The organism is Pseudomonas sp. FP1762, assembly GCF_030687105.1.
Taxonomy (GTDB): domain Bacteria; phylum Pseudomonadota; class Gammaproteobacteria; order Pseudomonadales; family Pseudomonadaceae; genus Aquipseudomonas; species Aquipseudomonas siliginis.
In genome coordinates this window covers 2,960,187-2,987,123 of record NZ_CP117458.1, presented here as the reverse complement: position 1 = coordinate 2,987,123, position 26,937 = coordinate 2,960,187, and the positions used below count along the sequence as shown (strand labels likewise).

Sequence of the window (26,937 nt, the reverse complement as noted above, 5' to 3'; positions counted from 1 at the left end):
CGGGGATTTCGGCCTTTACACCAATCCCCTGTGGGAGCGAGCCTGCTCGCGAAAGCGATTTTTCAGTCACTGTATCTGCGGCTGGTCAACCGCATTCGCGAGCAGGCTCACTCCTACACTGGTCCGGGTGTTTTGTAGCAACTGGAAACACTCAGTTGATGCCGGGATGGAAAAACCGGTCAAAATGCGTTCTTGCTGACCTTCACCGAGTCGAGAGCCCATTCCCATGCGAAGCCAACTGCGTCTGCTCGCCCTGAGCGCCCTGTTCATCTCCTCCCTGGCGCAAGCCGCCGAACTGATCCCGATCGAAGTGCACCGCGATGCCAATTGCGGCTGCTGCAAAAAGTGGATCAGCCATCTCGAAGCCAATGGCTTCAAAGTCGAAGATCACGTCGAAAGCGACATGAGCAGCTTCAAACAGCAGCACGGCGTACCACCGCGTCTGGCGTCCTGCCACACGGCGATCATCGATGGCAAATTCGTCGAAGGCCATGTGCCGGCCGATCAGGTGCTTGCGTTGAGCAAGCGCGACGATCTGCTGGGTGTGGCAGCGCCAGGCATGCCGATCGGCTCGCCGGGCATGGAAATGGACGGCATGAGCGATGCGTACCAAGTGATCGGTCTGAAGAAGGACGGCGCCGACGTGGTGGTGGCGGACTACCCGGCCCGTTGATGGGTGCGGCTTACTTCGGCCTGTTCTTTGCTGCGTTTGGTGCGGCGACGTTGTTGCCATTGCAATCCGAGGCGCTGCTGGTCGGTTTGATCGTCAGCGAGCGTTACTGGCTGTGGGGTTTGCTTGCGGTGGCGACGCTGGGCAACGTACTCGGCTCGCTGGTCAACTGGTGGCTGGGCCGTGGCATCGAGCGGTTTCAGGATCGACGCTGGTTTCCGGTCAGCCCTGGGCATATGGCCAAGGCACGCAAGCACTATGAGCGCTATGGGCATTGGTCGCTGCTGCTCAGTTGGCTGCCGGTGATCGGCGATCCGCTGACCTTGATAGCAGGCGTCATGCGCGAACCGCTCGGGCGCTTTCTGTTGATCGTCACCCTTGCCAAAGGCGCGCGCTATGGCGTGCTGGCCTTGCTGACACTGGGCTGGCTAGGTTGAACCAACCCTCAGTGTGATTGCCTTTGTTTAACGTCGGCGTAATCCCCGCCTTCCAGAGTCGGCCAATTTTCAAGGAGTTTGTGCTTATGTCCGTCACGCTTTCCCGCTGGCTGCCCGGCCTCGTCCTCAGCGCTGCCCTGCCATTAATGGCGCACGCGGCCACTGAAACTGCCCCCGCCGAAGGGCCTGCCTATGGCCCGGAGCTGCAAGGTTTCCAATATCCCTACACGCTTAAACACTTCGCCTTCGAATCCCAAGGCCAGAAGCTGCAAATGGGCTACATGGACGTCGCCGCCAATGGCAAGGCCAACGGCCGCACCGTGGTGCTCATGCACGGCAAGAATTTCTGCGCAGCGACCTGGGGCAGTTCGATCAAGGCCCTGAGCGACGCCGGCTACCGCGTGATTGCGCCGGATCAGATCGGTTTCTGCACCTCCAGCAAACCTGCGCACTATCAATACAGCTTCCAGCAACTGGCGACCAACACCCAGCAATTGCTCAAGGCGTTGGGCATTCAGAAAGCCACTGTGCTCGGCCACTCCACCGGCGGCATGCTCGCCACCCGTTATGCGCTGCTGTTCCCTGAGCAGGTCGATCAACTGGCAATGGTCAACCCGATCGGTCTGGAAGACTGGAAAGCCCTCGGCGTTCCGTATCGCACCGTCGATCAATGGTATCAGCGTGAGTTGAAGGTCACGGCCAAGGGCATTCGCGACTATGAGCGCACCACCTATTACGACGGCCGCTGGAAACCGGAATTCGATCGTTGGGTCGACATGCTCGCCGGCCTGAGCAACGGTCCGGGCAAGACCCAGGTTGCGTGGAACTCGGCGCTGATCTACGACATGATCTTCACCCAGCCGGTGTACTACGAGTTCAAAGACCTGAAGATGCCGACCCTGTTGCTGATCGGCACCTCCGACACCACCGCCATCGGCAAGGACCTCGCGCCGCCGGAAGTGAAAGCCAAAATCGGTCATTACGAGGTGCTTGGCAAACAGGTCGCCAAGCTGATTCCGCAGTCGACGCTGATTGAATTCCCGGGCATGGGTCATGCGCCGCAAATGGAAGAACCGGAGAAATTCCATCAGGCGCTGCTCGGCTGGCTGGGCAAGACTCCTTCCGCTCCTTGATGAGGCAAGCCGATGACGGTGCAGATTGCAGTGATCGATGACTGGCAAGACGTGGCCCGCGACGTGGTCGACTGGTCCGTGCTGGAGAGCATCGGTGAAGTGACCTTTGTGCATGATTACCCGGCCGACAACGCCACACTGGCCGAGCGCCTTGGCAAGTACGAGGTGATCTGCGTCATGCGTGAACGCACGCGCTTCGACGCCGATTTGCTAGGGCGCTTGCCCAATCTGAAGTTGCTGGCCACCGGCGGCATGCGCAATGCCGCGCTGGACATGCCGGCCGCAGCAGCTCTGGGCATCAAGGTCTGCGGCACCGATAGCTACAAACACGCCGCGCCGGAACTGACCTGGGCGCTGATCATGGCGGCCACCCGTGATCTGGTGAAGGAAGCCAATGCGCTGCGGGCCGGCCAGTGGCAGCAGGGCCTCGGCGGCGATCTGCACGGCAAGACGCTGGGTATTCTCGGTTTGGGCAGCATCGGCCAGCGGGTCGCGCAATTCGGTCAGGTGTTCGGCATGCGGGTGATCGCCTGGAGCGAAAACCTCACCGCCGAACGCGCTGAACAGGCCGGCGTGACGTACGTCAGCAAGCAACAACTGTTCGAGCAGGCCGACGTACTGTCGGTGCATCTGGTGCTCAGTGAACGCAGTCGCGGTCTGGTTGATGCCCGGGCGCTGGACTGGATGAAACCGACCGCATTGCTGGTCAACACCGCACGCGGACCGATCGTCGATGAAACCGCGTTGATCAAGGCGCTACAGAAACGGCGCATTGCCGGGGCAGCGCTGGACGTATTCGAGCAAGAGCCGTTGCCGGCCCTGCACCCGTTTCGCACGCTGGACAATGTCCTCGCCACGCCGCATGTGGGGTATGTCAGTCGGCAGAATTACGAGCAGTTCTTCCGGCAGATGATCGAGGATATTCAGGGTTGGGCAGCTGGGGAGCCGATGCGTCTGTTGAACTGAGTCCATCACTTTGAAGTTGAGTTGCTTCAACCGCCCTCTTCGCGAGCAGGCTCGCTCCCACAGGTTGTACGCGGTCCAATGTGGGGGCGAGCCTGCTCGCGAAGAGGTCATCTCAGATACCACGCTGAAATACCCTCGCACCACAACGGTGCAACCCGCCCATCCCCTAGCACAAAACCGTGACTGCCCAGTCACTGTTTTGGCCCACTCCGACCGAAAAACATGCCCTTCGTCGGAGCGTTTTCCCTCCTGAACCCTCGCTTACATCCCGACACAACCGATTGTCGAACAATTTACCCATTTGCCCCGACCCGCTCTAGGATCTGGCCTAGACTCATTTTTCAGTGGCCAAACCACTCGGTCATACCGACGAAAAAAAGTCGAAACTTTTGCTTCACGCCACAGGTCATCAGAACAACTGGGCGAAAGCGACTGGTGTAATCCTTGCAACGGCCTCACCACCCATTCTGCTTGCGCGTGTTGGGTCAGCATTTGCTCACCGATGCGTGGCGCCTTTGCGCCCGGCCACAGGACTTGGCCACGAAACAGCTTGTTCGAGACAAGAATCAGATCACACACGGGAGATACATATGATCAGTGCGGCATTGGATATTCAGGGAGAGCGTGCTCACCAGTCGCTTGGAGAATCGAGCACCATCAGTGTTCCCGGCAGCCGACAGATCAACGTACCCGGCACCAAGACGCTTGCTCCGGTAGCAAGCCAGAATCCCAACAAGAAAAAAGTGTTGTTCGTGACCTCTGAGATCGCCGATCTGGTCAAGACCGGTGGCCTCGGTGATGTCTCCGCCGCCCTGCCCCGGGCGATGGCCCACCTGCATGACGTGCGGGTGTTGATTCCCGGGTATCCGCAAGTGGTGCACAGCGAAAACCCGATTCACATCATCGGCGAGCTGGGTGGCCACGCCGCGCTGCCACCTTGCAAGATCGGTCGTATGGACATGCCCGATGGTCTGGTGATCTACGTGTTGATCTGCCCTGAACTCTACGAGCGTGAGGGTGGCCCTTACGGCGCCAACAACGGTCGCGACTGGCCGGACAACCATATCCGCTTCGCCCGTCTCGGCCTGGCCGCCGCCGACATCGCCGCCAATCTTGCGCAAATCCACTGGCGCCCGGATCTGGTGCACGCCCATGACTGGCCGGCTGGCCTCGCGCCCGCTTACATGCACTGGCGCGGGCAGCGCACGCCAACGCTGTTCACCATTCACAACCTTGCCTACCAGGGCGTGACCAGCCTCGGTTCCTGCCCGGAGCTGGGGATTCCCACCCATGCCCTGCAACAGGAAGGCATGGAGTTCTACGGCAAGATGTCGTTCCTCAAGGCCGGCATGGCCTATTCGAGCCATATCACTACGGTCAGCGCGACGTATGCGCAGGAAATCACCACGCCTGATTTCGGTTGCGGCCTCGACGGTTTCCTTGCCGCCAAGACCCAGCAAGGCCTGCTCAGCGGTATCCCGAACGGCATCGACGAGAGCTGGGATTCGGCGACCGACCCGCACCTGTTTGCCCCGTTCGCCATCGGCGACTGGGAAGGCAAAGCGGTCAACGCCGCCCACGTCCGTGAGCTGTTCGGCCTGAATGACTCCACCGGCCCGCTGTTCGCCGTGGTCTCGCGCCTGGTCTATCAGAAAGGTCTGGACCTCACCGAAGCGGTGTCCGAGTTCATCGTGCAGAACGGTGGTCAGATCGCGATCATCGGTCGCGGCGAGCCGGAGGAAGAGCAAGCCATGCGTGAACTGGCCCTGCGTTTCCCAGGCCAGATCGGCGTGCGGATCGGCTTCAACGAAACCGATGCCCGACGTATGTTCGCCGGCAGCGATTTCCTCTTGATGCCGTCGCGCTACGAGCCTTGCGGCCTGAGCCAGATGTACGCCCAGCGTTTCGGCTCGCTGCCGGTCGCGCGCAACACCGGCGGCCTGGCCGACACCATTGAAAACGGCGTCACCGGTTTCCTCTTCGATGAGTCCACCGTTGATAGCTACAAGGAAGCCCTGAGCCGCGCGTTCAAGGTGTTCGCCTTTCCGGAACTGCTCAACGCCATGCGCTGCCGTGCCATGGCTGCACCGTTCAACTGGAGCAAAGCGGTTGAACCGTACGCCGAACTTTACGAACAACTGGTCGCCAAGGCGTTGGGTAAAGCCAGCCACAAATAACCAGGGAGTTGCAGAAAATGCCGTCAAGGACCCAAGAAACCTGGCCCCACGGCGCGATCATGCTGGATGCCGAGCACACGCAATTTGCGTTGTGGGCGCCTGACGCGTTCTACGTCAGTGTGGAACTGGAAGATGGAAAATCGTTGCCCATGCTGCCTCAGGGTGACGGTTGGTTTGTAATCAAGGCCAATTGCCCGGCGGGCAGTCGCTACCGTTACTGCATCGATGGCGAACTGGAGGTGCCGGACCCGGCCTCCAGAGCGCAGGATGGTGACCTTGACCGCCACAGCGTGGTGGTCGACCCCCATGCCTATCAATGGCGGCACACGACCTGGAATGGTCGGCCGTGGAGTGAAGCGGTAATTTATGAGTTGCACGTCGGTGCGCTCGGTGGATTTGCAGAAGTCGAACAGCATATGGCGCGGCTGGTGGCGCTGGGCATCACCGCGATCGAACTGATGCCGCTGGCGCAATTTCCGGGTGATCGCAACTGGGGTTACGACGGGGTGCTGCCCTATGCACCTCAAGCCTCCTACGGCACCCCCGAACAACTCAAACACCTGATCGACAGCGCCCACGGCCATGGCCTGGCGGTGATTCTCGACGTCGTCTACAACCACTTCGGCCCCGACGGCAACTATCTGCATCGTTACGCCAAAGGCTTTTTCCGCGAGGACAAGCACACGCCATGGGGCGCAGCGATCGATTTCCGCCGCCCGGAAGTGCGCGAGTTCTTCATTGAGAATGCACTGATGTGGCTGCTCGAATACCGTTTCGACGGCCTGCGTCTGGACGCGGTGCACGCGATGGAAGACCCGGATTTCCTCAGCGATCTGGCCCGGCGCATTCGCCAGCAGATCGACCCGACCCGGCACGTCTGGCTGACCGTCGAAAACGAGCTGAACCAGTCGAGCCTGCTGGAAAACGATTACGACGCGCAATGGAACGATGACGGTCATAACGCGTTGCACGTGCTGCTGACAGGCGAAACCGACGCCTATTACGCTGACTATGCCGCGCAGCCCACCGAGCAACTGGTGCGCTGCCTGAGTCAGGGCTTCGTATTCCAGGGCCACATCACTCGCCATGGCGAACCTCGCGGCGAGCCGAGCGAACATCTGCCCTCCACCGCTTTCGTGTTGTTCCTGCAGAACCATGACCAGATCGGCAACCGCGCCTTTGGCGAACGTCTGCATCAGCTTGCCGACCCGCGTGCGGTGCAGGCGGCGACGGTGTTGTTGCTGCTGTCGCCGATGATTCCGCTGATGTTCATGGGCGACGAGTTTGCCGCCGAGCAACCGTTCCTGTTTTTCACCAGCCACCACGGTGAACTGGCGGAACTGGTGCGTGAAGGTCGGCGCAACGAGTTCGCCGCATTCAGTGCCTTTACCGATCCGCACAAGCGCGAACAGATCCCTGATCCAAATGCCGAAAGCACCTTCCACGCTTCGCAGCCGCGACTGTCCGGGAGCGGCACGCCATTGCAACAGCAGACCCATGAGCTCTACCGGCAACTGCTGAAGTTGCGCCATCAGTACATCATTCCCCATCTCTCCGGGACCCAGGCTCTGGGCGCGCAAATGCTCGGCTATGGAGCGGTCAGCGCGCGCTGGCGGCTGGGCAACGGCAGTGAGCTGCGAATTGACCTGAACCTCAGTGACACGCCAGCGGTCAACCCTGCACAGACCGATACCGAGTGGCTGTTTCAACAGCCAGCCGCGATCGAACTGTCGGACCCGAACCAACTGCCGGCGTACACCGCGCTCGTCAGCCTCACGGCCGCACCCCTTTTGCACCCCCTGGATGGAGAGCGCCTATGAGCGATGCGCAACTGGAAATACTCGCCAGTCGAGCCGGCCTTGCCGTCGACTGGATCGACGCCAACGGGCGTCAGCAAAAAGTCGCTCCCGCTGTGTTGCGCAATGTCCTGATCGGACTCGGCCACCCCGCCAGCACCGCGCAAGAAATCGATGCCAGCCTGTTGCAACTGCAAGAAGTCCAGCAAGACCGCCATCTGCCGCCCCTGCTGACCTGCGACGTTGGCGTTGCCCTCGACCTGAGTCGCTACTTCACACCGGAGACGCCCTGCGAGATTCATCTTGAAGACGGCTCGCAGATGAACCTCAAGCTGGACAACGAAGCCATGTTGCCCGGCTTGATTCCGGTCGGTTACCAGCAAGTGCACATCGGCGATCAGTATTTCACTCTCGCTGTGGCGCCTGAGCGTTGTTTCAGCGTTGGCGATGCGGTCGATAGCCCGATCCCGCGCGCCTGGGGTCTGAGCGCCCAGTTGTATTCGCTGCGCCGTCCGGGTGACGGTGGTTTCGGCGACACCCAGGCGCTGGAGGAATTGGTTCGTGTAGCGGGTGAACGCGGCGCCGATGCGCTGGCGATCAGTCCGATGCACGCGATGTTCAGCTCAGACAATGGCCGCTACAGCCCTTATTCGCCGTCCAGCCGCTTGTTTCTCAATTCACTGTACGCAGCGCCGGGCAGCATTCTCGGCGAGCGCGCATTGCGTGACGCAATCGATGCCAGTGGCCTGGCCGCGCAGTTCGACCAGTTGGAAAATCTCAAGCTGATCGACTGGCCTGCCGCCGCCCAAGCCAAGCAGAAACTGCTGCAAGCCTTATATGATGGTTTCGTCGCTGGCGAGCATCCGCTGCACGCCGACTTCGCCAGTTTCCGTCATGCCGGTGGCGAAGCGCTGGAGAATCATTGTCGCTTCGAAGCGATTCAGGAAATGCGCGCCGCCCGTGGCGAAAGCCTCGACTGGCGCGAATGGCCGGAGCACTGGCACGACCCGCGCGGCGCGGCGCTGGGCGCTTTTGCCGAAGAATATGCCGAGCGCATAGGTTATTTCGCCTTCTGCCAATGGCTGATCCATCGCTGCCTCGAGCGCGTGCAATCTGCCGCGCGCAGTGCCGGCATGGGCATTGGCCTGATCGCCGACCTCGCCGTCGGTGCTGACGGTGCCGGCAGTCAGGCCTGGAGTTTCCAGGATGAATTGCTCGCCTCGCTGACCGTTGGCGCGCCGCCGGACATCCTGAATCGCAGCGGCCAGGGTTGGGGCATTTCCGCGTTCTCGCCGGAAGGGCTGATCCGCAACGGTTTCCGTGCCTTCATCGAGATGCTGCGCGCCAACTTCGCCCACGCCGGAGGCCTGCGCATCGACCATGTCATGGGCCTGCAACGCCTGTGGGTGATTCCCAACGGCGCCGCCCCGGCCGATGGCGCCTATCTGTATTACCCGTTCGACGACATGCTGCGTCTGCTGGCCCTCGAGTCGCATCGGCATCAAGCCATCGTACTTGGCGAAGACCTCGGCACCGTGCCGGAAGGCCTGCGGGAAAAACTCGCCGCGCGCTCGATTCTGGGCATGCGCGTGCTGTTGTTCGAACAGGACAATACCCGCTTCAAACCGATTCTCGACTGGCCGGATGATGCCCTGGCCACCACCAGCACCCATGACCTGCCGACACTCAATGGCTGGTGGCATGGCCGCGATATCGACTGGAACGCGCGCCTCGGTCTGGTCGATGCCAACGGCGAAATCGACTGGCGCCGGCATCGCGAGCGTGAACGCGAAGGCCTGCGCGATGCGCTGCGTCAGGATCCACAGAACTTCCGCGAAGAGTCTCACGAAGCAGATCAAGTGGTCGATGCTAGTGTGCGTTTCCTCGGGCACACCCGCGCGCCGCTGGTGCTGCTGCCGCTGGAAGATGCCCTGGGTATCGATGAACAGCCGAATCTGCCTGGCACCACCGATTCACATCCGAACTGGTCGCGACGTTTGCCCGGTCCCAGCGAAGCGTTGCTGGACGGCCCCGATGCCGCCCGCCGCCTGGAACTGCTGGCCTGCGCGCGCCTTCAAGCCTCTGAGCGTGACCAATGAATCAACAGCAAATCCAGCCACTGCGCGCCACCTTGCGCCTGCAATTTCATAAAGGTTTTACCCTCGAACAAGCGGTGCCACTGGTGCCGTACTTTGCCCGACTCGGCATCAGCCATATCTACGCCTCGCCACTGCTGGCGGCGCGCGCCGGTTCCATGCATGGCTACGACGTGGTCGACCCGACCCAGGTCAATCCGGAGCTGGGCGGCGAGCCGGCATTGCGCCAACTGGTCAGCACCCTGCGTGAACACAACATGGGGCTGATCCTCGACATCGTTTCCAACCACATGGCCGTGGGCGGCAATGACAACCCGTGGTGGCTTGACCTGCTCGAATGGGGACGCCTGAGTCCGTACGGCGAATTCTTCGACATTCAGTGGCACTCGCCGGACCCGTTGATGGAAGGCCAATTGCTGCTGCCGTTCCTTGGCAGTGACTACGGGGTGGCGTTGCAGGAAGGCACACTCAAGCTCAAATTCAACGCGCAGACCGGGACTTTTTACGTCGAGCATTACGACCACCACTTCCCGATCTGCCCGAACAACTATGGCGAGCTGCTCAAGTCCGACGACACGCTGAAATCGCTGGCAGATCGTTTCAGTACGCTCAGTTACCAGACCGATGCTCACTCGCTGGCGATCCCGCTGAAGCAGGAGTTGCGAGAGCTGGCAAGCGATCCGCGTGTTCTGGCCACCATCGAAAGCAATGTCGCCCAATACGATTCCACCACTGACGAGGGCTTCCACAAGCTCCACGAGTTGCTCGAGCGGCAAAGCTATCGCCTGGCCAGTTGGCGCACGGCGGCGGACGACATCAACTGGCGGCGCTTCTTCGACATCAACGAGCTTGGCGGTCTGCGCGTGGAGCGCCCGGCAGTGTTCGAAGCAACCCACGGCAAGATCTTCCAATTGGTTGAAGAAGGTCTGGTCGACGGCCTGCGCATCGACCACATCGACGGCCTCGCCGACCCGCGTGGCTACTGCCGCAAGTTGCGTCGGCGTCTGGATCACTTGGCACCGGGACGTCATCTGCCGATCTATGTCGAGAAGATCCTCGGCGAGGGCGAAACCCTGCGCCGCGACTGGAGCGTCGACGGCACCACCGGTTACGAGTTCATGAATCAGCTGTCGCTGCTGCAACACGACCCGGACGGCGAACATGTCCTCGGCGAACTCTGGCAGCGCCGCACCGAGCGCCCGGCAGCGTTCATGGAAGAAGCGCAACTGGCCCGTCAGCAAATCCTCAATGGTTCGCTGGCCAGCGACTTCGAAAGTGTTGCCCAGGCGCTGCATCAGGTAGCACGTGATGACTTGATGACCCGCGACCTGACCCTGGGCGCGATTCGCCGCGTGCTGCATGCGTTGATCGTGCACTTCCCGGTTTACCGCACCTACATCAGCGCCTTGGGCCGCTCGGAACAGGACGAGGCGATTTTTCAGCACGCCATGGACGGTGCGCGGCAGACCCTCAGCGAAGCTGACTGGCCCGTGCTCGACTCGGTTGCCAGCTGGCTCGGCGGCACGCCATGGCGACGCAAGCCGCGCGGGCGCTCGCGCAAGATCCTCAAGCATGCCTGCGTGCGGTTCCAGCAACTGACTTCGCCGGCAGCGGCCAAGGCTGTGGAAGATACTGCGCTGTATCGCTCGGCGGTGCTGCTGTCGCGCAATGATGTCGGTTACAACACCGAGCAATTCAGCGCGCCGGTCAGCGAATTCCACGAAGTCAATCAACAGCGCATGGCCGAGTTTCCTGACAACCTGCTCGCGACTGCCACCCATGACCATAAGCGCGGCGAAGACACCCGCGCCCGGTTGGCCGTACTCAGCGAGCGCAGCCATTGGTACGCCGATCAGGTCGAACTGTGGCGCGCCCTCGCCCGCCCCGTGCGCATCGAAGATGACGCGCCTTCCGCTGGCGACGAACTGATCCTCTATCAGGCATTGCTCGGCAGTTGGCCGCTGGACCTGCAGGACGACGACAAGGCCGGTTTCGCCGATTACGCCAAGCGCATCTGGCAGTGGCAACAGAAAGCCCTGCGCGAAGCCAAGCTGCAAAGCAGCTGGAGCGCGCCGAATGAAGCCTATGAAAACGCAGCGCAAGCCTTCACGGAAAAACTGCTGACCGGCGAAGAAGGCGAATTGCTGCGCGCGGCGCTGAGCAAGACCGTCAACAGCATCGCCGCTGCCGGCGCGCTCAACGGGCTGGCGCAAACCTTGCTGCGCATGACCGTGCCGGGTGTGCCGGATCTCTATCAGGGCAACGAGTACTGGGATTTCAGTCTGGTAGACCCGGACAACCGCCGCCCGGTGGATTACGCCGCCCGCGAGCAAGCGTTGCAGGCATCCGTGCCGGGTACCGAACTGCTCAAGGACTGGCGTGACGGGCGCATCAAACAGGCGCTGATCAGCAAGGTGTTGAACCTGCGCAAGGACCACGGCGAACTGTTCCGCCGTGGCGATTACCAGCCATTGGAAGTACTGGGCAGTCAGGCGCACAACGTGCTGGCGTTCGCGCGTGAACATCTGGGCGTGCGGGCGATTGTGGTGGTGCCGGTGCGTTGCGCTACGTTGCTGGAAAACAGTGCCATCCCGCAGGTCGATGCGCTGCGCTGGGGCGATACGCGGGTGGTTTTACCGTCTGCCGCTTCGGATGCAAACCTGAAGGGACTTTTTGCAAGCAGCGTAGTCACACAAAACAGGGAGCTGAATGTCAGCGAAGCGCTGGGGGATGTCCCGGTCAATCTCTTTATCCAACACTTAACACAAGCATGAGTTCAGTTCAGGAGCATTGCGATGAGCACCGACGATAAACGCATTCGCGAATTCGCCTATCAGATCTGGGAGTCGGAAGGGAAACCTGAAGGCCACGAAGAACGTCATTGGGAAATGGCGCGCAAGTTGGCCGAGGCCGAAGCGCTGGCACCCAAGAAGCCACCCAAGGCGGCTGGCAGCAAAGTGGCTGGCAAGACTACAGCGGCAACAGCGAAAAGCACCGACGGCAAGACACCGGCAGCCGCCAAAGCCAAACCAGCGGCGAAAGCCAAGCCTGCGGCCACGGCAAAAGTAGTCCCGCCGGGCGAAAAGGCTGCCGAGAAAAAGCCGCGAGCAGCGAAGAAGCCTCCGGCGAACTGACCCGATCCATTTTTGAACTGAATGACTGTGTGGCGAGCGTGCTCGCCACAAGGGGTTCTTGCGCCCCGAAGAAAGCCCTTCTTGGGGCAAAACACACCACCCTGTGGGAGCGAGCCTGCTCGCGAAAGCGCTAGGTCAGTTGGTGAAAACGTCGAATGTACCGACGCTTTCGCGAGCAGGCTCGCTCCCACAAGGAAATCTCATTGCCTGAACTGTCCCGTTTTTTTGCAGGAGCAATCATGACCCGTCCAAAGAAAGCCGAACCCGCTGCGCACGCCGAGCCATCGAGAATCCGTGAAGGCCTGCCCTTCCCGCTGGGTGCGACCTGGGATGGTCTGGGGGTGAACTTTGCTCTGTTTTCCGCCAACGCCACCAAGGTTGAGCTGTGCATTTTCGACGATGCCGGCGAAGTCGAACTCGAACGCATCGAGCTGCCGGAATACACCGATGAGATCTACCACGGCTACCTGCCGGATGCGCATCCTGGCTTGATCTACGGCTACCGCGTTTATGGTCCTTATGACCCGGCCAATGGTCACCGTTTCAACCACAACAAACTGCTGATCGACCCTTACGCCAAACAATTGGTCGGTGAGCTGAAATGGTCGGAAGCCCTGTTCGGCTACACCATCGGCCACCCCGACGCCGACCTGAGTTTCGACGAGCGTGACAGCGCGCCATTCGTGCCCAAGTGCAAGGTCATCGACCCGGCCCACACCTGGGGCAATGACCATCGCGTCAGCGTGCCGTGGGACAAGACCATCATTTACGAAACCCACGTGCGCGGCATCAGCATGCGTCACCCTTCGGTGCCGGAAAACCTGCGCGGCACCTTTGGCGGCTTGATGGTCGACGACGTGCTCGAGCACATTCGCAAGCTCGGTGTTTCGTCTGTCGAACTGCTGCCGATTCACGCCTTCGTCAACGATCAGCATCTGCTGCAAAAGGGCATGACCAACTATTGGGGCTATAACAGCATCGCGTTCTTCGCCCCGGACCCGCGTTATCTGGCCAGCGGCAAGATTGCCGAATTCAAGGAAATGGTCGCGCACCTGCACGATGCCAATCTCGAAGTCATTCTCGACGTGGTGTACAACCACACCGCCGAAGGCAACGAGCAAGGCCCGACCCTGTCGATGCGCGGTATCGACAACGCCTCTTACTACCGCTTGATGCCCGACGACAAGCGCTACTACATCAACGACTCCGGCACCGGTAACACCCTGGACTTGAGTCACCCGTGCGTGCTGCAAATGGTCACTGACTCCCTGCGCTACTGGGCCAGTGAGATGCACGTCGACGGTTTCCGTTTCGACCTGGCAACCATTCTTGGCCGTTACCACGATGGTTTCGACGAGCGCCACAGCTTCCTCGTCGCCTGCCGTCAGGACCCGGTGCTGCGTCAGGTGAAGATGATCGCCGAACCCTGGGACTGCGGTCCCGGCGGTTATCAGGTCGGCAACTTTCCGCCGGGCTGGGTTGAGTGGAACGACAAGTTCCGCGACACCGTGCGTGCGTTCTGGAAAGGTGACGACGCTCAGCTTGCCGATTTCGCCAGCCGCATGACCGCTTCCGGCGAAATGTTCAACCAGCGCGGGCGCCGGCCGTATTCGTCGGTGAACTTCATCACCGCCCACGACGGTTTCACTCTCAACGATCTGGTCTCGTACAACGACAAGCACAACGAAGCCAACGACGAAAACAATCAGGACGGCAGCAACAACAACCTGTCGTGGAACCACGGCGTCGAAGGCCCGACCGACGATCCGGAAATCAACGCTCTGCGCCACCGGCAGATGCGCAATTTCTTCGCCACTCTGCTGCTGGCTCAAGGTACGCCGATGATCGTCGCCGGTGATGAATTCGCCCGCACCCAGGACGGCAACAACAACGCCTATTGCCAGGACAGCGAAATCGGCTGGGTCAACTGGGACCTGAGCGAGGACGGCAAGGCCCTGCTCAAGTTCGTCAAACGCCTGATCAAGCTGCGCCTGACTTATCCGATCCTGCGTCGCGGACGGTTCCTGGTCGGCGAGTACAACGAGGACATCGGCGTCAAGGACGTGACCTGGCTGGCACCGGACGCCACCGAAATGACCACCGAGCACTGGCACGATGCGCACAATCGCTGCCTGGGCATGCTGCTCGACGGTCGCGCACAGGAAACCGGCATCCGTCGCAAAGGTGCCGACGCAACTCTGCTGCTGGTGGTCAACGCACACCATGACATCGTCAACTTCACCCTGCCGGAAGTACCGGATGGTGGCTTCTGGACGTGCATGATCGATACCAATCAGCCGTCGATTCGCGGCCAGGAACGCTTCGAATTCGGCCACGAGTATTCGGTGACCGGGCGTTCGTTGCTGTTGTTCGAACTGCAACGTGACGAAGAAGATTGATATGGACTTTCAACATTATCTGGCTCGCCGTCCGCCAGATTACGCCGATACCAATGCCCTCGGCCGTTGCTTGCGGGCAATGGTCGAGGCCGGCCTTGACCGCTTGCCGTTGCCCGGCAGCGGTCACACGCTGGAGCGCTTCCAGCGTCTATCGGAGGTGGGCGGACACGATCTTGGGCTGTGCAAACTCTATGAAGGCCACACGGATGCGCTGGCGATCATCGAGCAATTGGGCGGTACGCCAACCCCAGGCAGCACGTGGGGCATGTGGGCTGCCGAGCCGCCGCAGGCGCGGGTAAAAGTTACGCCGGCCGGGCATATGGTGACGCTGAACGGGCGCAAGGCCTGGTGTTCTGGCGCGGCGGTGCTCAGCCACGCCTTGCTCACTGCATGGGACGCTGATGATCAGCAGCAATTGGTTGCAGTCGCACTCGATCAACCCGGCGTGACCATCACCGATCAGGGCTGGCAAGCCGTGGGCATGGCGGCCACCGGCAGCGTAGAAGTGCTGTTTGAAAACGCCGAAGCGCAGGCCATTGGCAACCCCGGTGATTACCTGCAACGGCCGGGGTTCTGGCAGGGCGGGATCGGTATCGCGGCTTGCTGGTACGGCGCTTCACGGCGGATTGCCGAAGGGCTGCGTCAGCATTGCGCGCAACGCGATGAACCGCACGCCCTCGCCCATCTCGGTGCGACTGACACAGCACTGCAAGCAGCGGCCGACGTGTTGCGCTTCAGCGCGTTGCAAATCGATGCGCAGCCTGAGGCTGACGCTGAACTGCTGGCCCGTCGCGCCCGCGCGGTGGTCGAACAGTCTGCCGAACAGGTCATGCGTGAAGTCGGGCGGGCGCTGGGTGCCGGGCCGTTTTGTCAGGATCGGCATTTTGCGCGACTGAGTGCCGACTTGCCGGTGTTTCTGCGCCAGAGTCACGCCGAGCGCGACCTTGCTGCGCTGGGCCAGCGGATTGCCGGTCAATCCTGCGAGGTCTGGGCGTTATGAAGGACAACCCGATCGTCGGCCAGGGCACTTCACTGCAGCAATGGCAGGGTTCGCGGCGTCTGGCCGAACTGCCCGCCATCGACGTTCTTGACCTGGTACCGCTGGGTTCGCGGGCGGTGATCATCGCGCCGCATCCGGATGACGAAGTGCTCGGTTGCGGCGGCATCATGCAGTTGCTGGCGGCAGCCGGACGGCCGTTGCAATTGATCTCGGTTACCGATGGCAGCGCCAGTCACCCCGGCTCGCAACGCTGGACGGTCGAACGCTTGAGCGTGGTGCGACCGCAGGAATCCGCCGAAGCTCTGCGCCGCCTCGGCTTGCCGATGCACAGCCTGAAATGGCTGCGCGGCGGGTTTACCGACACCCAAGTGGCGGCTCAGGAAACCGGGTTGAGCGAATTCATCGCCGGGTATCTGCATGCCAGTGACGTGGTTTTCACTACCTGGCGCCAGGACGGCCACAGCGATCATGAGGCCGTCGGCCGCGCCAGTGTCGAGGCGGCGCGACGCGTCGGTGCGACCTGCCATGAACTTCCGGTCTGGACCTGGCACTGGGCAACCCCGGAAGACGCCTCGGTACCATGGGAACGCGCGCGCAAGATTCTTCTGTCACCCACGCACATCGCGCGCAAACGCCACGCGGCCCACGCGTTCGCCAGCCAGTTGGAAGGCGACCGCGACGTCGGGCTCGGGCCGGTGCTTGCGCCCTATGTGCTTGATCGTTTGCTGCAACCTTTTGAAGTGGTGTTCCTGTGAGCGTCGATGATCGCTATTTCGACGGCCTGTTCGCGGGCAATGACGACCCATGGGCGTTCCGCCAGCGCTGGTACGAGCAGCGCAAGCGCGCGATCACCCTCGCCGCCCTGCCGCGTCCGCGCTACAGGTCGGTGTTCGAACCGGGTTGCGCCAACGGCGAACTGAGTGCAGAACTGGCTCCGCGCTGCGACCGCCTGTTGTGCTGCGACACGGCGAGCGCGGCAGTGAAGCTGGCGCGTACGCGCTTGAGCGTGTTCGAGCATGCCGAAGTCCGTCAGGGACGCCTCCCGGCTGACTGGCCGGAGGAAAAATTCGACCTGATTGTATTCAGCGAAATCGGCTACTACCTCGACGAAAAAGATCTGACAGAAATGATCCGCCGGATCAGTGAGTCACTGACCGCCGACGGCCAATTGCTGGCCTGCCACTGGCGCCCGCCGATCGAGGGCTGCCCGCTGAATGCACGTCAGGTCCACGATCAGATTCACGATCAATTGGCTTTGCCGCGTCTGGTGCTGCATCAGGAAGCGGATTTCATTCTCGAACTGTGGAGCCGCGAGCCACGCTCGGTGGCGGCACTGGAGGGCTTGCGTTGATCGGTATCGTGATTCCTGCACACAACGAAGAAGCGCTGCTCGATGAATGCCTGCGCGCCGCCCTGCGGGCCAGCCAGCATGGGCAACTGGCCGGCGAGCCGGTGGAAATCCTGGTGGTGCTCGACAGTTGCAGCGACGCCTCGGCGCAGATTGTCAGCGCTTATCCGGTGCTGAGCCTGCAGATCGACGCACGCAACGTCGGCGAAGCCCGAGCCGCCGGTGCGCGACTGCTGCTCGAGCGCGGTGCCCGCTGGATCGCCTGCACTGACGCCGACAGCCGCGTCGCCGATGACTGGCTGGCGGCGCAACTGGGACTGGAGGCGGACGCAGTGTGCGGCACGGTGACCGTCGAGCACTGGCACGAATCGATCGATGAAGCGGCGCAGATTCGCTATCACCGCCATTATCAGGCCCGCGATGGCCATCGACACATTCACGGCGCCAACCTCGGTGTCAGCGCCGAGGCTTATCGCCTGGCCGGCGGTTTCAAACCGCTGACCTGTGACGAGGACGTGCAACTGGTGCGTGCGCTGGAGCGCAGCGGTGCGAATATCGCCTGGAGTCATCGCCCGCAAGTGCACACCAGCGCCCGTCTCGACAGTCGGGCCAAGGGCGGATTCGGTGACTTTCTGCGCAATCTGGCACAGCTGGAATAAAAAAATACGGATCAGATTGATCTGTGACGCGACGAATCGGCTGTCTTGAGCAATACTCTGCCTCGCAGTAATCCAAGGGTTGGAGCACTGCACCGTTGCTATTCATTTGCCTTCACGGGCCGCGATCAGCGTTGGCTGCTCACGACTGAGGGCGAGCTACCACAAGGACGTCGCACTCATGAAATCGTCATTGCTCAACGAACACGGCCTGCCAGCACAGATCTGGAACAGCGCGCCGCAACTCGACAATATTCCCGTCATCAACACCCACAGCCTGGTTCCCGCCGGCGCCCGCGCCGTGGTCATCGCCCCGCATCCGGGCGATGAAGTGGTCACTTGCGGCGGTTTGCTGCAATTGCTCTCCAGCCTTGGCCATCCCCTGCAATTGCTCTCGATTACCGACGGCAGCGCCAGCCACCCCGGCTCGCGGCAATGGTCGGAACAACGCCTGAGTGTATTCCGCCCGCAGGAAAGCGTCGAAGCCCTGCGCCGCCTCGGCCTGCCCATGCACAGCCTGAAGTGGGTGCGCGGCGGCTTTACCGACAACGCACTGAGTGATCAGCAAAGCCAGCTCACCGAGTTCATCGGCCGCTACCTGCGACCGGGCGACGTAGTGTTCAGTACCTGGCGCAAGGATGGCCCGCCGGATCATGAAGTGGTCGGCCGCGCCAGTTTCGACGCGGCGCAAAAGGCCGGGGCGACCTATCACGATGTGCCGGTGTGGGCCTGGCACTGGCCGGAGCGCGAGCAGCGCATGATTCCCTGGGAACGCGCGCGCAAGCTGCGTCTCGACACCTGGACCGTAGCGCGCAAAAGCCACGCGACCCACGCCTACGCCAGCCAGCTCAAAGGCGAACCGGCCATCGGCATCGCCCCGCTGCTGCCGCCGGTGCTGCTGGAGCGGATGCGCTTGCCGTATGAAATCGTCTTCTTCTGAACGGCGGAAGCTCACAATACCTGTGGGAGCGAGCCTGCTCGCGAAAGCGGTGTGTCATGTGTCAGATGTATTGAACGTGATGAAGTCTTCGCGAGCAGGCTCGCTCCCACATTGGCCCAGCAGTGAATCATCGGAAGGAACTGCCACCCCCTCAAACCAGTCGCATGAACAGGCATGGCCCAAATCAGAGGAGTGAACGTGTCCAGCGATCCCAAGCGTCAAGTGGTCGACGCGCCAGTCATTCATCGCCTGCGGGTACTCACGGTCAACACCCACAAGGGCTTCACCGCGCTGAATCGACGGTTCGTTCTCCCGGAGCTGCGCGAAGCGATGCGCAGTACCTCGGCCGATCTGGTGTTTCTGCAGGAAGTGGTGGGTGAACACGAACGCCATTCGAGTCGCTACAACGACTGGCCGCAGACCTCGCAATACGAATTCCTCGCCGACAGTATGTGGAGCGATTTTGCCTACGGCCGCAACGCCGTTTACCCCGACGGCCACCACGGCAACGCGCTGCTGTCGAAATACCCGATCCGCGAATATCGCAACCTCGACGTGTCGATCACCGGGCCTGAACGGCGCGGGCTGTTGCACTGCATCCTGGATGTGCCCGGGCATGCCGAGGTGCACGCGATCTGTGTGCATTTGAGTCTGCTGGAAAGCCATCGGCAATTGCAGTTGCAGCTGCTTTGCCAGTTGCTTGAATCACTGCCCGACGATGCGCCGGTGATCATTGCCGGTGATTTCAATGACTGGCAGTTGCAGGGCAACGCCGCCCTCGCCCGTCGCGACTATTTGCACGAAGCTTTTGAACGTCATCATGGGCGCCCGGCGAAAACCTATCCGGCGCGTTTTCCGCTGTTGCGCCTGGACCGGATTTACCTGCGCAATGCCAGCAGCCACGATCCAAGGATTCTCGGCAACAAGCCGTGGACGCATTTGTCGGATCATCTTCCCTTGGCGGTTGAAGTGCACCTCTAGCTGCATTTTTGACAGCCATCTAATGACAGATCGTTCCGGCAATTACCGCTCGGAAGGACCTTTCGTCGGCGGCAAAAAACCGTCAGATGCACCCTTCGCAAGCGTTTTTCCATGCAAACAAGCACTTAGTTATGTGCAGAAAAACAAACGCTTGCGGTTGCTGATTTAAGCGCGCCATTCATCGTGCATTTTCTTGACGCGCAGGCGTCGCTCTTCTTATCTCTACCTTACTACCCCCGGAATCACTACTGGGGCTGACCTTCCGGCACTCGCGAAATCGAGCAGCCGCGGTTCGCCCCGCTCTATTCGGTCGCCCCTCGTTCGGGGTAGGAGAGACGCCAAACTCGAGATGACGCATGCGCTTGCAAGGTAGACCTCCATGAAAACTTCACTGACCCCACATGAATTGAAAATCACCTTTTGCACAGTGTCAGGTTCGCTGTTGCTGTGCTCGTCCATGGAGGCGCATGCGGAATTTTCGGCGGATGAACGCGCGTGGTATCGCGCCGATGTCCCTGTGATGACCTTGCCAGTGACCGTGATAACGCCCGGACCGCTGCCATTGAGTCAGCAGAGTTCGCGCCTGATCACCGAAGATCTTGCGCCCTCCGCATGGGACGAGCTGTACGGCAAAAGCGCCCGGCGCGCGCAGACGGATGCATTGTCCTCCGGTTACGCGATGCCTGGCGGCGAGTTCAAAGGCCCGGCGGTGGTCACGTTGAAAAGCAGCAGTGGTGCCACCCAGACCCTTGGTCTGATCGGCGGCGATAATCAGATTCAGATGAATGCCGGTGGTGCGCTGACCCGACGCGCCCTCGCCGACCGCAACACTGACAGCCTCAACCTGCAAGGCCAGAGCCTTGGCGCCTATTACAGCCTGGTCGGTGCGCAGGGCTGGCACGTCGACCTGTCGGCCAGTGGCGGTCGGGTCAGCGGTTTCAGTCGGAGCCCACAAGGCAATCGGCAAGCCACCGAAGGCAACGCGATGACCTTTTCCGTTGAAGGCGGTTATCCGATCGGCTTGAGTGACAACTGGGTGATCGAACCACAGGCGCAACTGATCAACCAGCGCATCAGCCTCGACGCGCCTTATGCCGGCTCGGGCAACGCCTCGTCGACCGACCTGACCGCGTGGAGTGGCCGTGTCGGTGCGCGATTGAAAGGCAGTTATGACTTGAACGGGTTGCCTGTTGAACCCTACGTGCGCACCAACCTTTGGCACACGGTGTACACCGGCAGCACGGTGACCCTCGATCAGGTCGACAAGATCAGCAGCAGCCGCAAGTCTTCAACAGTGGAATTGGGCTTGGGACTGGTGGCGCGGGTCACACCGGCGGTAAGCCTGTACATGAGCGCCGATTACAGCAGCGATGTGGATGACAATGACCTGAACGGCATTATCGGCAGCCTTGGAGTGCGGATGCGTTGGTGATCTGCTGAACGCTGAAGAACCTTGTGGGAGCGAGCCTGCTCGCGAAAGCGGTGCCACCTTCAACATCATCGTTGACTGACATGGCGCCTTCGCGAGCAGGCTCGCTCCCACAGGTGCTAGCCCTGCGGCTTGAGAATCAACACCGCCAATGGTGGCAGGTTCAGTTCCAGCGACAACGACTGACCATGGCTTGGCACTTCTTCGGTCACTGCCCCGCCGCCATTGCCATAGTTGGAGCCGGCGTAAATGTCGGCGTCACTGTTGAACAGCTCGGTCCAGCGCCCGGCAAACGGCACGCCGACCCGATACGCCTGGCGCGGTACCGGGGTGAAGTTGGCAACCACCAGCACCGGCGAGCCATCCTTGCTCCAGCGCAACCACGCGTAAACGCTGTTGATCGCATCATCGCCAATCAACCACTGAAAGCCCTGCGGCGCATCGTCCTGGTCGTGCAGTGCCGGCTCTTCGCGATACAGCCGATTGAGATCGCCCACCAGTTTCTGCACGCCTTTGTGCTCGGAATACTGCAGCAGGTACCAGTCCAGTTGCTGATCGTGGTTCCACTCGCGCCATTGACCAAACTCGCAGCCCATGAACAGCAATTTCTTGCCCGGGTGCGTCCACATGAAGCTCAGATAAGCACGCAGGTTGGCGAACTTCTGCCAGCGGTCGCCGGGCATCTTGTCGATCAGCGAGTGTTTGCCGTGCACCACTTCGTCGTGGGAAATCGGCAGGATGAAGCGCTCGGACCAGGCGTAGACCAGACCAAAGCTCAACTCGTTGTGGTGATGGGCGCGGTACACCGGGTCCTGCTGGATGTAGTGCAGCGAATCGTGCATCCATCCCATGTTCCATTTGTAGGCAAACCCGAGACCGCCCTGCTGGGTGCTCTGGCTGACGCCCGGCCATGCGGTGGACTCTTCGGCAATCACCAGCGCACCCGGCGCTTCCAGCTCAACCACGTCGTTCAAATGCCGCAGGAAGTCGATGGCCTCCAGGTTCTCCCGACCGCCGTGGCGATTCGGCACCCATTCGCCCGCCTTGCGCGAATAGTCGCGGTACAGCATCGAAGCCACCGCATCGACACGCAGGCCGTCGATATGGAAGTGTTTCAGCCAGTGCAGCGCCGAGGCCAGCATGTAACCGTGCACTTCGGTGCGACCAAGGTTGTAGATCAGCGTGTCCCAATCCTGATGGAAGCCTTCCAGCGGGTTGCCGTATTCGTAGAGCGCGGTGCCGTCGAACTGCGCCAGACCATGGGTATCGGTGGGGAAATGCGCCGGCACCCAATCAAGAATCACCCCGATGTCGGCCTGGTGACAGGCGTTGACGAACTCGGCGAACTGATCCGGCGTGCCATAACGCGCACTCGGGGCGAATTGCGAAAGCAACTGATAGCCCCACGAACCGCCGAACGGGTGCTCCATGATCGGCATCAGTTCGATGTGCGTGAAACCCAGCTCTTTGACATAAGGAATCAGGCGCTCGGCCAGCTCCGGCCAGGTGTACTGGCGCGCGACCTCACCGAGATCATCCAGCTCGCACTGCCAGGAACCGGCGTGCAACTCATAGATCGACAAAGGCTTGGATCGCTGCTGGCGATCCTGACGGGAATTCATCCATTCGTGATCCTGCCAGTCGATCTGTAATGGCGAGGCGACTTTCGAAGCGGTATCCGGCGGCAGGCTGGTGGCCAGTGCCATCGGGTCGGCCTTGAGCGGCAGAATGCCGTGGGCGCCGAGGATTTCGTACTTGTACAACTCCCCCGCTTGCAGCCGCGGGATGAACAGTTCCCAGACCCCGGAAGGATGGCGCAGCCGCATTGGGTGGCGACGACCGTCCCAGACGTTGAAATCGCCGACCACCGAAACACGGCGGGCATTCGGTGCCCACACGGCAAAACGCACACCGTCCACGCCATCAACGGTTTTCAGCTGTGCACCGAGGCAAGCGCTGAGGTCACGGTGATTGCCTTCGGCGAACAGATACAAATCCATCTCGCCGAGCAACTGGCCGAAGCTGTACGGATCTTCGGCGACCTGCTCGCCACCGGCCCAGCGCGTGCGCAACAGGTACGGTCGCGCCTGATCGAAATGGCCGACAAGCAGCCCCGGCGTCTCGGTCATCTCCAGCGGGCCAAGCTCTTCGCCGCTGTCCTTGTCCAGCACTGCCACACTCAGCGCACCGGGCAGATAGGCGCGGATGAACTGCCCGCCGGCGCCATCGCCGTGCGGGCCGAGAATGGAAAACGGGTCCTGATGTTCAGCGCGCACCAAAGCATCGATGTCGCGCGCCGAGGGTAACAATGCTTCCTTTACCACACCCTGTTCCTTGTTCGAGAAACTCATGACTACTCTCCACCAAGATCGGAAAAGGGTTTAAGCCCTGTCAATAATCCATACAAGCCGTGCAATGGCACGGGCAGCCACGTTGGGCGGTTTTCTGCCTCGTAAGCCACTTCATAAGCGGCTTTTTCCAGGCCGAACAACGCCAGCGCGGCGTCGGCACCCTCGGGATCCTGCCAGGCATGCTCAAGACTAGCTGCTGCCTCGCGGTATGCCTGGACAAATGCCTCGCGTGCCTCACGCAGATAACGCTCGGCGACCCGTTTGCGCGCCGCTTCGGCTTCGACGCTGTTATCAACGTTATGCACATTGATGGTCATCGCCGCTGCGTAATCGAACGAACGCAGTACGCCGCTGACGTCCTTGTACGGGCTGTGTTTACCGCGACGCTCGCTCAATGGCCGCGCCGGTTCGCCCTCGAAGTCGATCAAGTAGGCGTCGCCCTTGATCACCAGCACCTGGCCCAAATGCAAGTCGCCATGCACCCGAATGCGCAAGCCGCCGGTGGCTTTCTTCGCCAGATCCTGCACATGGGCAAGAATGGTTTTCTTCCCGTCGAGCAGACGCTTGACCAGTTTCTGATCCGCCGCATTCAACTCGCCTTGATGCTGTTTGAGCAGTTTCAAGGCGTGTTCGACCTGGGCGGTGACGTCCTTGCCTGTCGTGGCCATGTCCTTGCTCGACGACACTTGCGGCGCGAAGTCGGCATTGTCGGTTGGCGCAGCGAGCACCTGATGCATCTCGCCCAGACGCTGACCAAGCATGCCGGCGAAGTCCTTCAACTCGCCGAGGGCGTTGTAATGCTGCTCCTGCTCGGACATGGCGTCGGCCAGTTCATCGCGCAGCGCCCGTTCCAGGTTGTTCTGCGTCCATTCCCATGCGTCACCCTGATTGCTCAGATAGCCTTGGGCGATCATCAGCAAGTTGTCTTCGCCTTGCGCGTCGCGGCGAATCACCGAACCGAGCAGTGGAGAGATATTGGCAAACCCGGCCTCGGTCAGGTAAGCGCTCATCTCCAGTTCCGGGTGTACGCCAGAAGCGACTTTGCGTATCAGCTTAAGCACCAGACTGTTGCCGATTACCACTGAACTGTTCGATTGCTCGGCCGACAGGTAGCGCACATCCGACTCGGCGCCGAGGCCGAGTTTTTCCAGATGATCTGTCTGTTCGAAGCGGATTTCGCCTTCGATCGACTCCAGTACGGTGTTGTTCTGCATGCCTTGCAGAACGGCGCGGACGAAGGTTTCCAGGGTGAACGCATCGGTGATCAGGCCAACCTGACGCACACGGCGTACACGCGACAGCGCCAATTGCTGCGGCAACGGCGGGCCGACATGGTCTTCGCCAATGAAGCCGAACGGCAGTTGATAACGATTGGTCTGGCCACCGCTGGTGACTTCGATTTCGCTGAGCAGCACCGGATGCTGGGCATCGCCAAAACGCACGCCGTAAGCCAGATTGACCTTCTCGATCGCCGCATCCTTGCCGGCAAACCAGCGACGATTCTGCAGCCAGCTCGGCAGGATGCTTTGCTCCAGCGTCGTCCGCGATGGCGCTTCGAGCAGTTCTTCCATGCGTTTTTTCAGTACCAGCGTGGTGAAGTCCGGCAGGCTCTGTGCCGGCTCGACGTGCCAGCTCGGCATCTGGTTCTCTGCTGCCAGTGCAAACCAATAGAAACCGTACGGCGCCAGGGTCAGGAGGAAATTCAACTGACCGATCGGCGGGAACGCGTTACCACCGAGCATTTCCACCGGCACCATGCCGACATACGCCGACAGGTCCAGTTCGACCGCTTGCGCACTGCGCGAGACGTTCGCCACGCACAGAATGACTTCGTGCTTGCCGTCGGCATCGGTGTATTCGCGGGTGTAAGCCAGCACGCGACGGTTGCTCGGCGAGAGCATTTTCAAGGTGCCACGGCCGAACGCTTTCGACTGCTTGCGCACCGCCAGCAGACGGCGCGTCCAGTTCAACAACGAGTGCGGATCGCCGGACTGGGTTTCGACGTTGACCGACTGATAGCCATACTGCGGGTCCATGATTGGCGGCAGTACCAGACTGGCCGGATCGGCGCGGGAGAAACCGCCGTTGCGGTCGATCGACCACTGCATCGGCGTACGCACGCCGTCGCGGTCGCCGAGGTAGATGTTGTCGCCCATGCCGATTTCGTCGCCGTAGTACAGGGTCGGCGTGCCGGGCATCGACAGCAGCAGGCTGTTGAGCAGTTCGATGCGGCGACGGTCGCGTTCCATCAACGGTGCGAGACGACGGCGAATACCGAGGTTGATCCGCGCGCGACGGTCAGCCGCGTAGTAGTTCCACAGGTAATCGCGCTCACGGTCGGTGACCATTTCCAGGGTCAGTTCATCGTGGTTGCGCAGGAAAATTGCCCACTGGCAATTCGCCGGAATTTCCGGGGTCTGCCGGAGAATGTCGGTAATCGGGAAGCGATCTTCCTGCGCGAGCGCCATGTACATGCGCGGCATCAACGGGAAGTGGAAGGCCATGTGGCATTCGTCACCATTGACGCCAGCAGCGTCGGTGTCACCGAAATACAGCTGGGTGTCTTCCGGCCACTGATTGGCCTCGGCCAGCAGCATGCGGTCGGGATAGTTGGCGTCGATCTCGGCACGGATCTGCTTGAGGACGTCGTGGGTCTCGGGCAGGTTTTCATTGTTGGTGCCGTCGCGCTCGATCAGGTACGGAATCGCGTCGAGGCGCAGGCCGTCGATGCCCATGTCGAGCCAGTAACGCATCACCGACAGCACGGCTTTCATCACTTGCGGGTTGTCGAAGTTCAGATCCGGCTGGTGCGAGTAGAAGCGGTGCCAGAAGTATTGGCCAGCGACCGGATCCCAGGTCCAGTTGGACTTTTCGGTGTCGAGAAAGATGATTCGCGTGCCGTCGTATTTCTGATCGTCATCGGACCACACGTAGAAATCCCGCGCCGCTGAACCCGGCTTGGCTTTACGCGCACGCTGGAACCACGGGTGCTGGTCGGAGGTGTGGTTGATGACCAGCTCGGTGATCACCCGCAGCCCGCGCTTGTGCGCTTCGGCAATGAAGCGCTTGGCATCGGCCATGGTCCCGTAGTCGCTGTGCACACCACGATATTCGGCGATGTCGTAACCGTCGTCGCGACGTGGCGAGGGATAGAACGGCAGCAGCCAGATGGTGTTGACGCCGAGGTCGGCAATGTAATCGAGTTTGGCGATAAGCCCGGGAAAGTCACCGATCCCGTCATTGTTGGAGTCGAAAAACGATTTGACGTGAACCTGATAGATCACCGCATCCTTGTACCAGAGCGGGTCTTTGATGAAGGCGGCTGCCTTGGGTTTCTTCGCCATGTGGAACTCCTGAAAAATTCTCTGATACACCGAGGGACTCGCAGTGGTGAGCCCCTGTGGCGAGGGGATTTATCCCCGTT

The 26,937-nt window shown here is 61.1% G+C and carries 19 protein-coding genes; 17 read left to right on the top strand and 2 right to left on the bottom strand.

All coding sequences use genetic code 11. The annotated features are described in order from the left end of the window. Positions 1–226 precede the first annotated feature (226 nt). The 17 genes from PSH90_RS13330 (at position 227) to PSH90_RS13250 (ending at position 21,165) form a co-directional block, all read left to right on the top strand. Complete coding sequence (locus PSH90_RS13330) at positions 227–673, top strand: DUF411 domain-containing protein (protein WP_305383068.1); 447 nt, start codon at positions 227–229, stop codon at positions 671–673. Further along, complete coding sequence (locus PSH90_RS13325) at positions 673–1,107, top strand: YqaA family protein (protein ID WP_150742084.1); 435 nt, start codon at positions 673–675, stop codon at positions 1,105–1,107. The genes PSH90_RS13330 and PSH90_RS13325 overlap by 1 nt, the downstream gene beginning before the upstream one ends. An 86-nt stretch (positions 1,108–1,193) precedes the next feature. Next, the gene (locus PSH90_RS13320; protein WP_305383066.1) at positions 1,194–2,240 is read left to right on the top strand and encodes an alpha/beta fold hydrolase; all 1,047 of its coding nucleotides are present in this window, start codon (positions 1,194–1,196) and stop codon (positions 2,238–2,240) included. 12 nt (positions 2,241–2,252) lie between these two features. Continuing rightward, positions 2,253–3,206 carry a D-2-hydroxyacid dehydrogenase family protein gene (locus PSH90_RS13315; RefSeq protein WP_305383064.1) on the top strand — a complete coding sequence of 318 codons (954 nt, stop codon included), beginning with the start codon at positions 2,253–2,255 and terminating at the stop codon, positions 3,204–3,206. A 590-nt stretch (positions 3,207–3,796) separates the two neighbouring features. Next, positions 3,797–5,383, top strand: coding sequence for a glycogen synthase GlgA (gene glgA, locus PSH90_RS13310; protein WP_016774645.1), 1,587 nt, complete (start codon positions 3,797–3,799; stop codon positions 5,381–5,383). Between the two features lie 17 nt (positions 5,384–5,400). Further along, the gene (treZ, locus tag PSH90_RS13305; protein WP_305383062.1) at positions 5,401–7,203 is read left to right on the top strand and encodes a malto-oligosyltrehalose trehalohydrolase; all 1,803 of its coding nucleotides are present in this window, start codon (positions 5,401–5,403) and stop codon (positions 7,201–7,203) included. Then, positions 7,200–9,278, top strand: a complete 2,079-nt coding sequence (gene malQ, locus PSH90_RS13300) for a 4-alpha-glucanotransferase (protein ID WP_095179954.1) — start codon at positions 7,200–7,202, stop codon at positions 9,276–9,278. Before treZ ends, malQ begins: the two co-directional genes overlap by 4 nt. Further along, positions 9,275–12,049 (top strand): malto-oligosyltrehalose synthase, encoded by a 2,775-nt coding sequence (locus PSH90_RS13295; RefSeq protein WP_305383060.1) that lies wholly within the window; start codon positions 9,275–9,277, stop codon positions 12,047–12,049. The genes malQ and PSH90_RS13295 overlap by 4 nt, the downstream gene beginning before the upstream one ends. Before the next feature lie 21 nt (positions 12,050–12,070). After that, positions 12,071–12,409: a DUF2934 domain-containing protein gene (locus tag PSH90_RS13290; protein ID WP_095179950.1), complete on the top strand. Its 339-nt coding sequence runs from the start codon at positions 12,071–12,073 to the stop codon at positions 12,407–12,409. A 239-nt stretch (positions 12,410–12,648) separates the two neighbouring features. Next, positions 12,649–14,808 (top strand): glycogen debranching protein GlgX, encoded by a 2,160-nt coding sequence (gene glgX, locus PSH90_RS13285; RefSeq protein WP_041480983.1) that lies wholly within the window; start codon positions 12,649–12,651, stop codon positions 14,806–14,808. A 1-nt stretch (position 14,809) separates the two neighbouring features. Then, a complete protein-coding gene (locus tag PSH90_RS13280) occupies positions 14,810–15,808 on the top strand; it encodes an acyl-CoA dehydrogenase (protein ID WP_041480984.1) in 999 nt (332 codons plus the stop codon). Next, positions 15,805–16,563: a PIG-L deacetylase family protein gene (locus PSH90_RS13275; RefSeq protein ID WP_252878128.1), complete on the top strand. Its 759-nt coding sequence runs from the start codon at positions 15,805–15,807 to the stop codon at positions 16,561–16,563. The genes PSH90_RS13280 and PSH90_RS13275 overlap by 4 nt, the downstream gene beginning before the upstream one ends. Then, positions 16,560–17,159, top strand: a complete 600-nt coding sequence (locus tag PSH90_RS13270; RefSeq protein ID WP_056785814.1) for an SAM-dependent methyltransferase — start codon at positions 16,560–16,562, stop codon at positions 17,157–17,159. The genes PSH90_RS13275 and PSH90_RS13270 overlap by 4 nt, the downstream gene beginning before the upstream one ends. Next, positions 17,156–17,815: a glycosyltransferase family 2 protein gene (locus tag PSH90_RS13265; protein WP_095179947.1), complete on the top strand. Its 660-nt coding sequence runs from the start codon at positions 17,156–17,158 to the stop codon at positions 17,813–17,815. Before PSH90_RS13270 ends, PSH90_RS13265 begins: the two co-directional genes overlap by 4 nt. Before the next feature lie 178 nt (positions 17,816–17,993). After that, complete coding sequence (locus PSH90_RS13260) at positions 17,994–18,752, top strand: PIG-L deacetylase family protein (protein ID WP_130912937.1); 759 nt, start codon at positions 17,994–17,996, stop codon at positions 18,750–18,752. A 198-nt stretch (positions 18,753–18,950) separates the two neighbouring features. Continuing rightward, positions 18,951–19,733 (top strand): endonuclease/exonuclease/phosphatase family protein, encoded by a 783-nt coding sequence (locus PSH90_RS13255; RefSeq protein ID WP_056786852.1) that lies wholly within the window; start codon positions 18,951–18,953, stop codon positions 19,731–19,733. Between the two features lie 379 nt (positions 19,734–20,112). Then, complete coding sequence (locus tag PSH90_RS13250) at positions 20,113–21,165, top strand: autotransporter outer membrane beta-barrel domain-containing protein (RefSeq protein ID WP_252885986.1); 1,053 nt, start codon at positions 20,113–20,115, stop codon at positions 21,163–21,165. 116 nt (positions 21,166–21,281) lie between these two features. Here the strand turns inward: PSH90_RS13250 and glgB are convergent, their stop codons facing one another. Continuing rightward, on the bottom strand, positions 21,282–23,513 hold the full coding sequence (gene glgB / locus PSH90_RS13245; RefSeq protein ID WP_252887902.1) for a 1,4-alpha-glucan branching protein GlgB: 2,232 nt from the start codon (positions 23,511–23,513) through the stop codon (positions 21,282–21,284). A 2-nt stretch (positions 23,514–23,515) separates the two neighbouring features. Next, positions 23,516–26,857, bottom strand: coding sequence for a maltose alpha-D-glucosyltransferase (gene treS, locus PSH90_RS13240; protein ID WP_305383058.1), 3,342 nt, complete (start codon positions 26,855–26,857; stop codon positions 23,516–23,518). Between the last annotated feature and the right edge of the window lie 80 nt (positions 26,858–26,937).

What these genes read in the sequence shown, in the direction of transcription:
- PSH90_RS13260 (WP_130912937.1), top strand. Translation starts at nt 17,994, where the DNA reads ATGAAATCGTCATTGCTCAACGAACACGGCCTGCCAGCACAGATCTGG.
- glgB (WP_252887902.1), bottom strand. Translation starts at nt 23,513, where the DNA reads ATGAGTTTCTCGAACAAGGAACAGGGTGTGGTAAAGGAAGCATTGTTA.
- treZ (WP_305383062.1), top strand. Translation starts at nt 5,401, where the DNA reads ATGCCGTCAAGGACCCAAGAAACCTGGCCCCACGGCGCGATCATGCTG.
- PSH90_RS13280 (WP_041480984.1), top strand. Translation starts at nt 14,810, where the DNA reads ATGGACTTTCAACATTATCTGGCTCGCCGTCCGCCAGATTACGCCGAT.
- PSH90_RS13290 (WP_095179950.1), top strand. Translation starts at nt 12,071, where the DNA reads ATGAGCACCGACGATAAACGCATTCGCGAATTCGCCTATCAGATCTGG.
- PSH90_RS13275 (WP_252878128.1), top strand. Translation starts at nt 15,805, where the DNA reads ATGAAGGACAACCCGATCGTCGGCCAGGGCACTTCACTGCAGCAATGG.
- treS (WP_305383058.1), bottom strand. Translation starts at nt 26,857, where the DNA reads ATGGCGAAGAAACCCAAGGCAGCCGCCTTCATCAAAGACCCGCTCTGG.
- PSH90_RS13250 (WP_252885986.1), top strand. Translation starts at nt 20,113, where the DNA reads ATGAAAACTTCACTGACCCCACATGAATTGAAAATCACCTTTTGCACA.
- PSH90_RS13315 (WP_305383064.1), top strand. Translation starts at nt 2,253, where the DNA reads ATGACGGTGCAGATTGCAGTGATCGATGACTGGCAAGACGTGGCCCGC.
- PSH90_RS13325 (WP_150742084.1), top strand. Translation starts at nt 673, where the DNA reads ATGGGTGCGGCTTACTTCGGCCTGTTCTTTGCTGCGTTTGGTGCGGCG.
- PSH90_RS13320 (WP_305383066.1), top strand. Translation starts at nt 1,194, where the DNA reads ATGTCCGTCACGCTTTCCCGCTGGCTGCCCGGCCTCGTCCTCAGCGCT.
- glgX (WP_041480983.1), top strand. Translation starts at nt 12,649, where the DNA reads ATGACCCGTCCAAAGAAAGCCGAACCCGCTGCGCACGCCGAGCCATCG.
- malQ (WP_095179954.1), top strand. Translation starts at nt 7,200, where the DNA reads ATGAGCGATGCGCAACTGGAAATACTCGCCAGTCGAGCCGGCCTTGCC.
- PSH90_RS13330 (WP_305383068.1), top strand. Translation starts at nt 227, where the DNA reads ATGCGAAGCCAACTGCGTCTGCTCGCCCTGAGCGCCCTGTTCATCTCC.
- glgA (WP_016774645.1), top strand. Translation starts at nt 3,797, where the DNA reads ATGATCAGTGCGGCATTGGATATTCAGGGAGAGCGTGCTCACCAGTCG.
- PSH90_RS13295 (WP_305383060.1), top strand. Translation starts at nt 9,275, where the DNA reads ATGAATCAACAGCAAATCCAGCCACTGCGCGCCACCTTGCGCCTGCAA.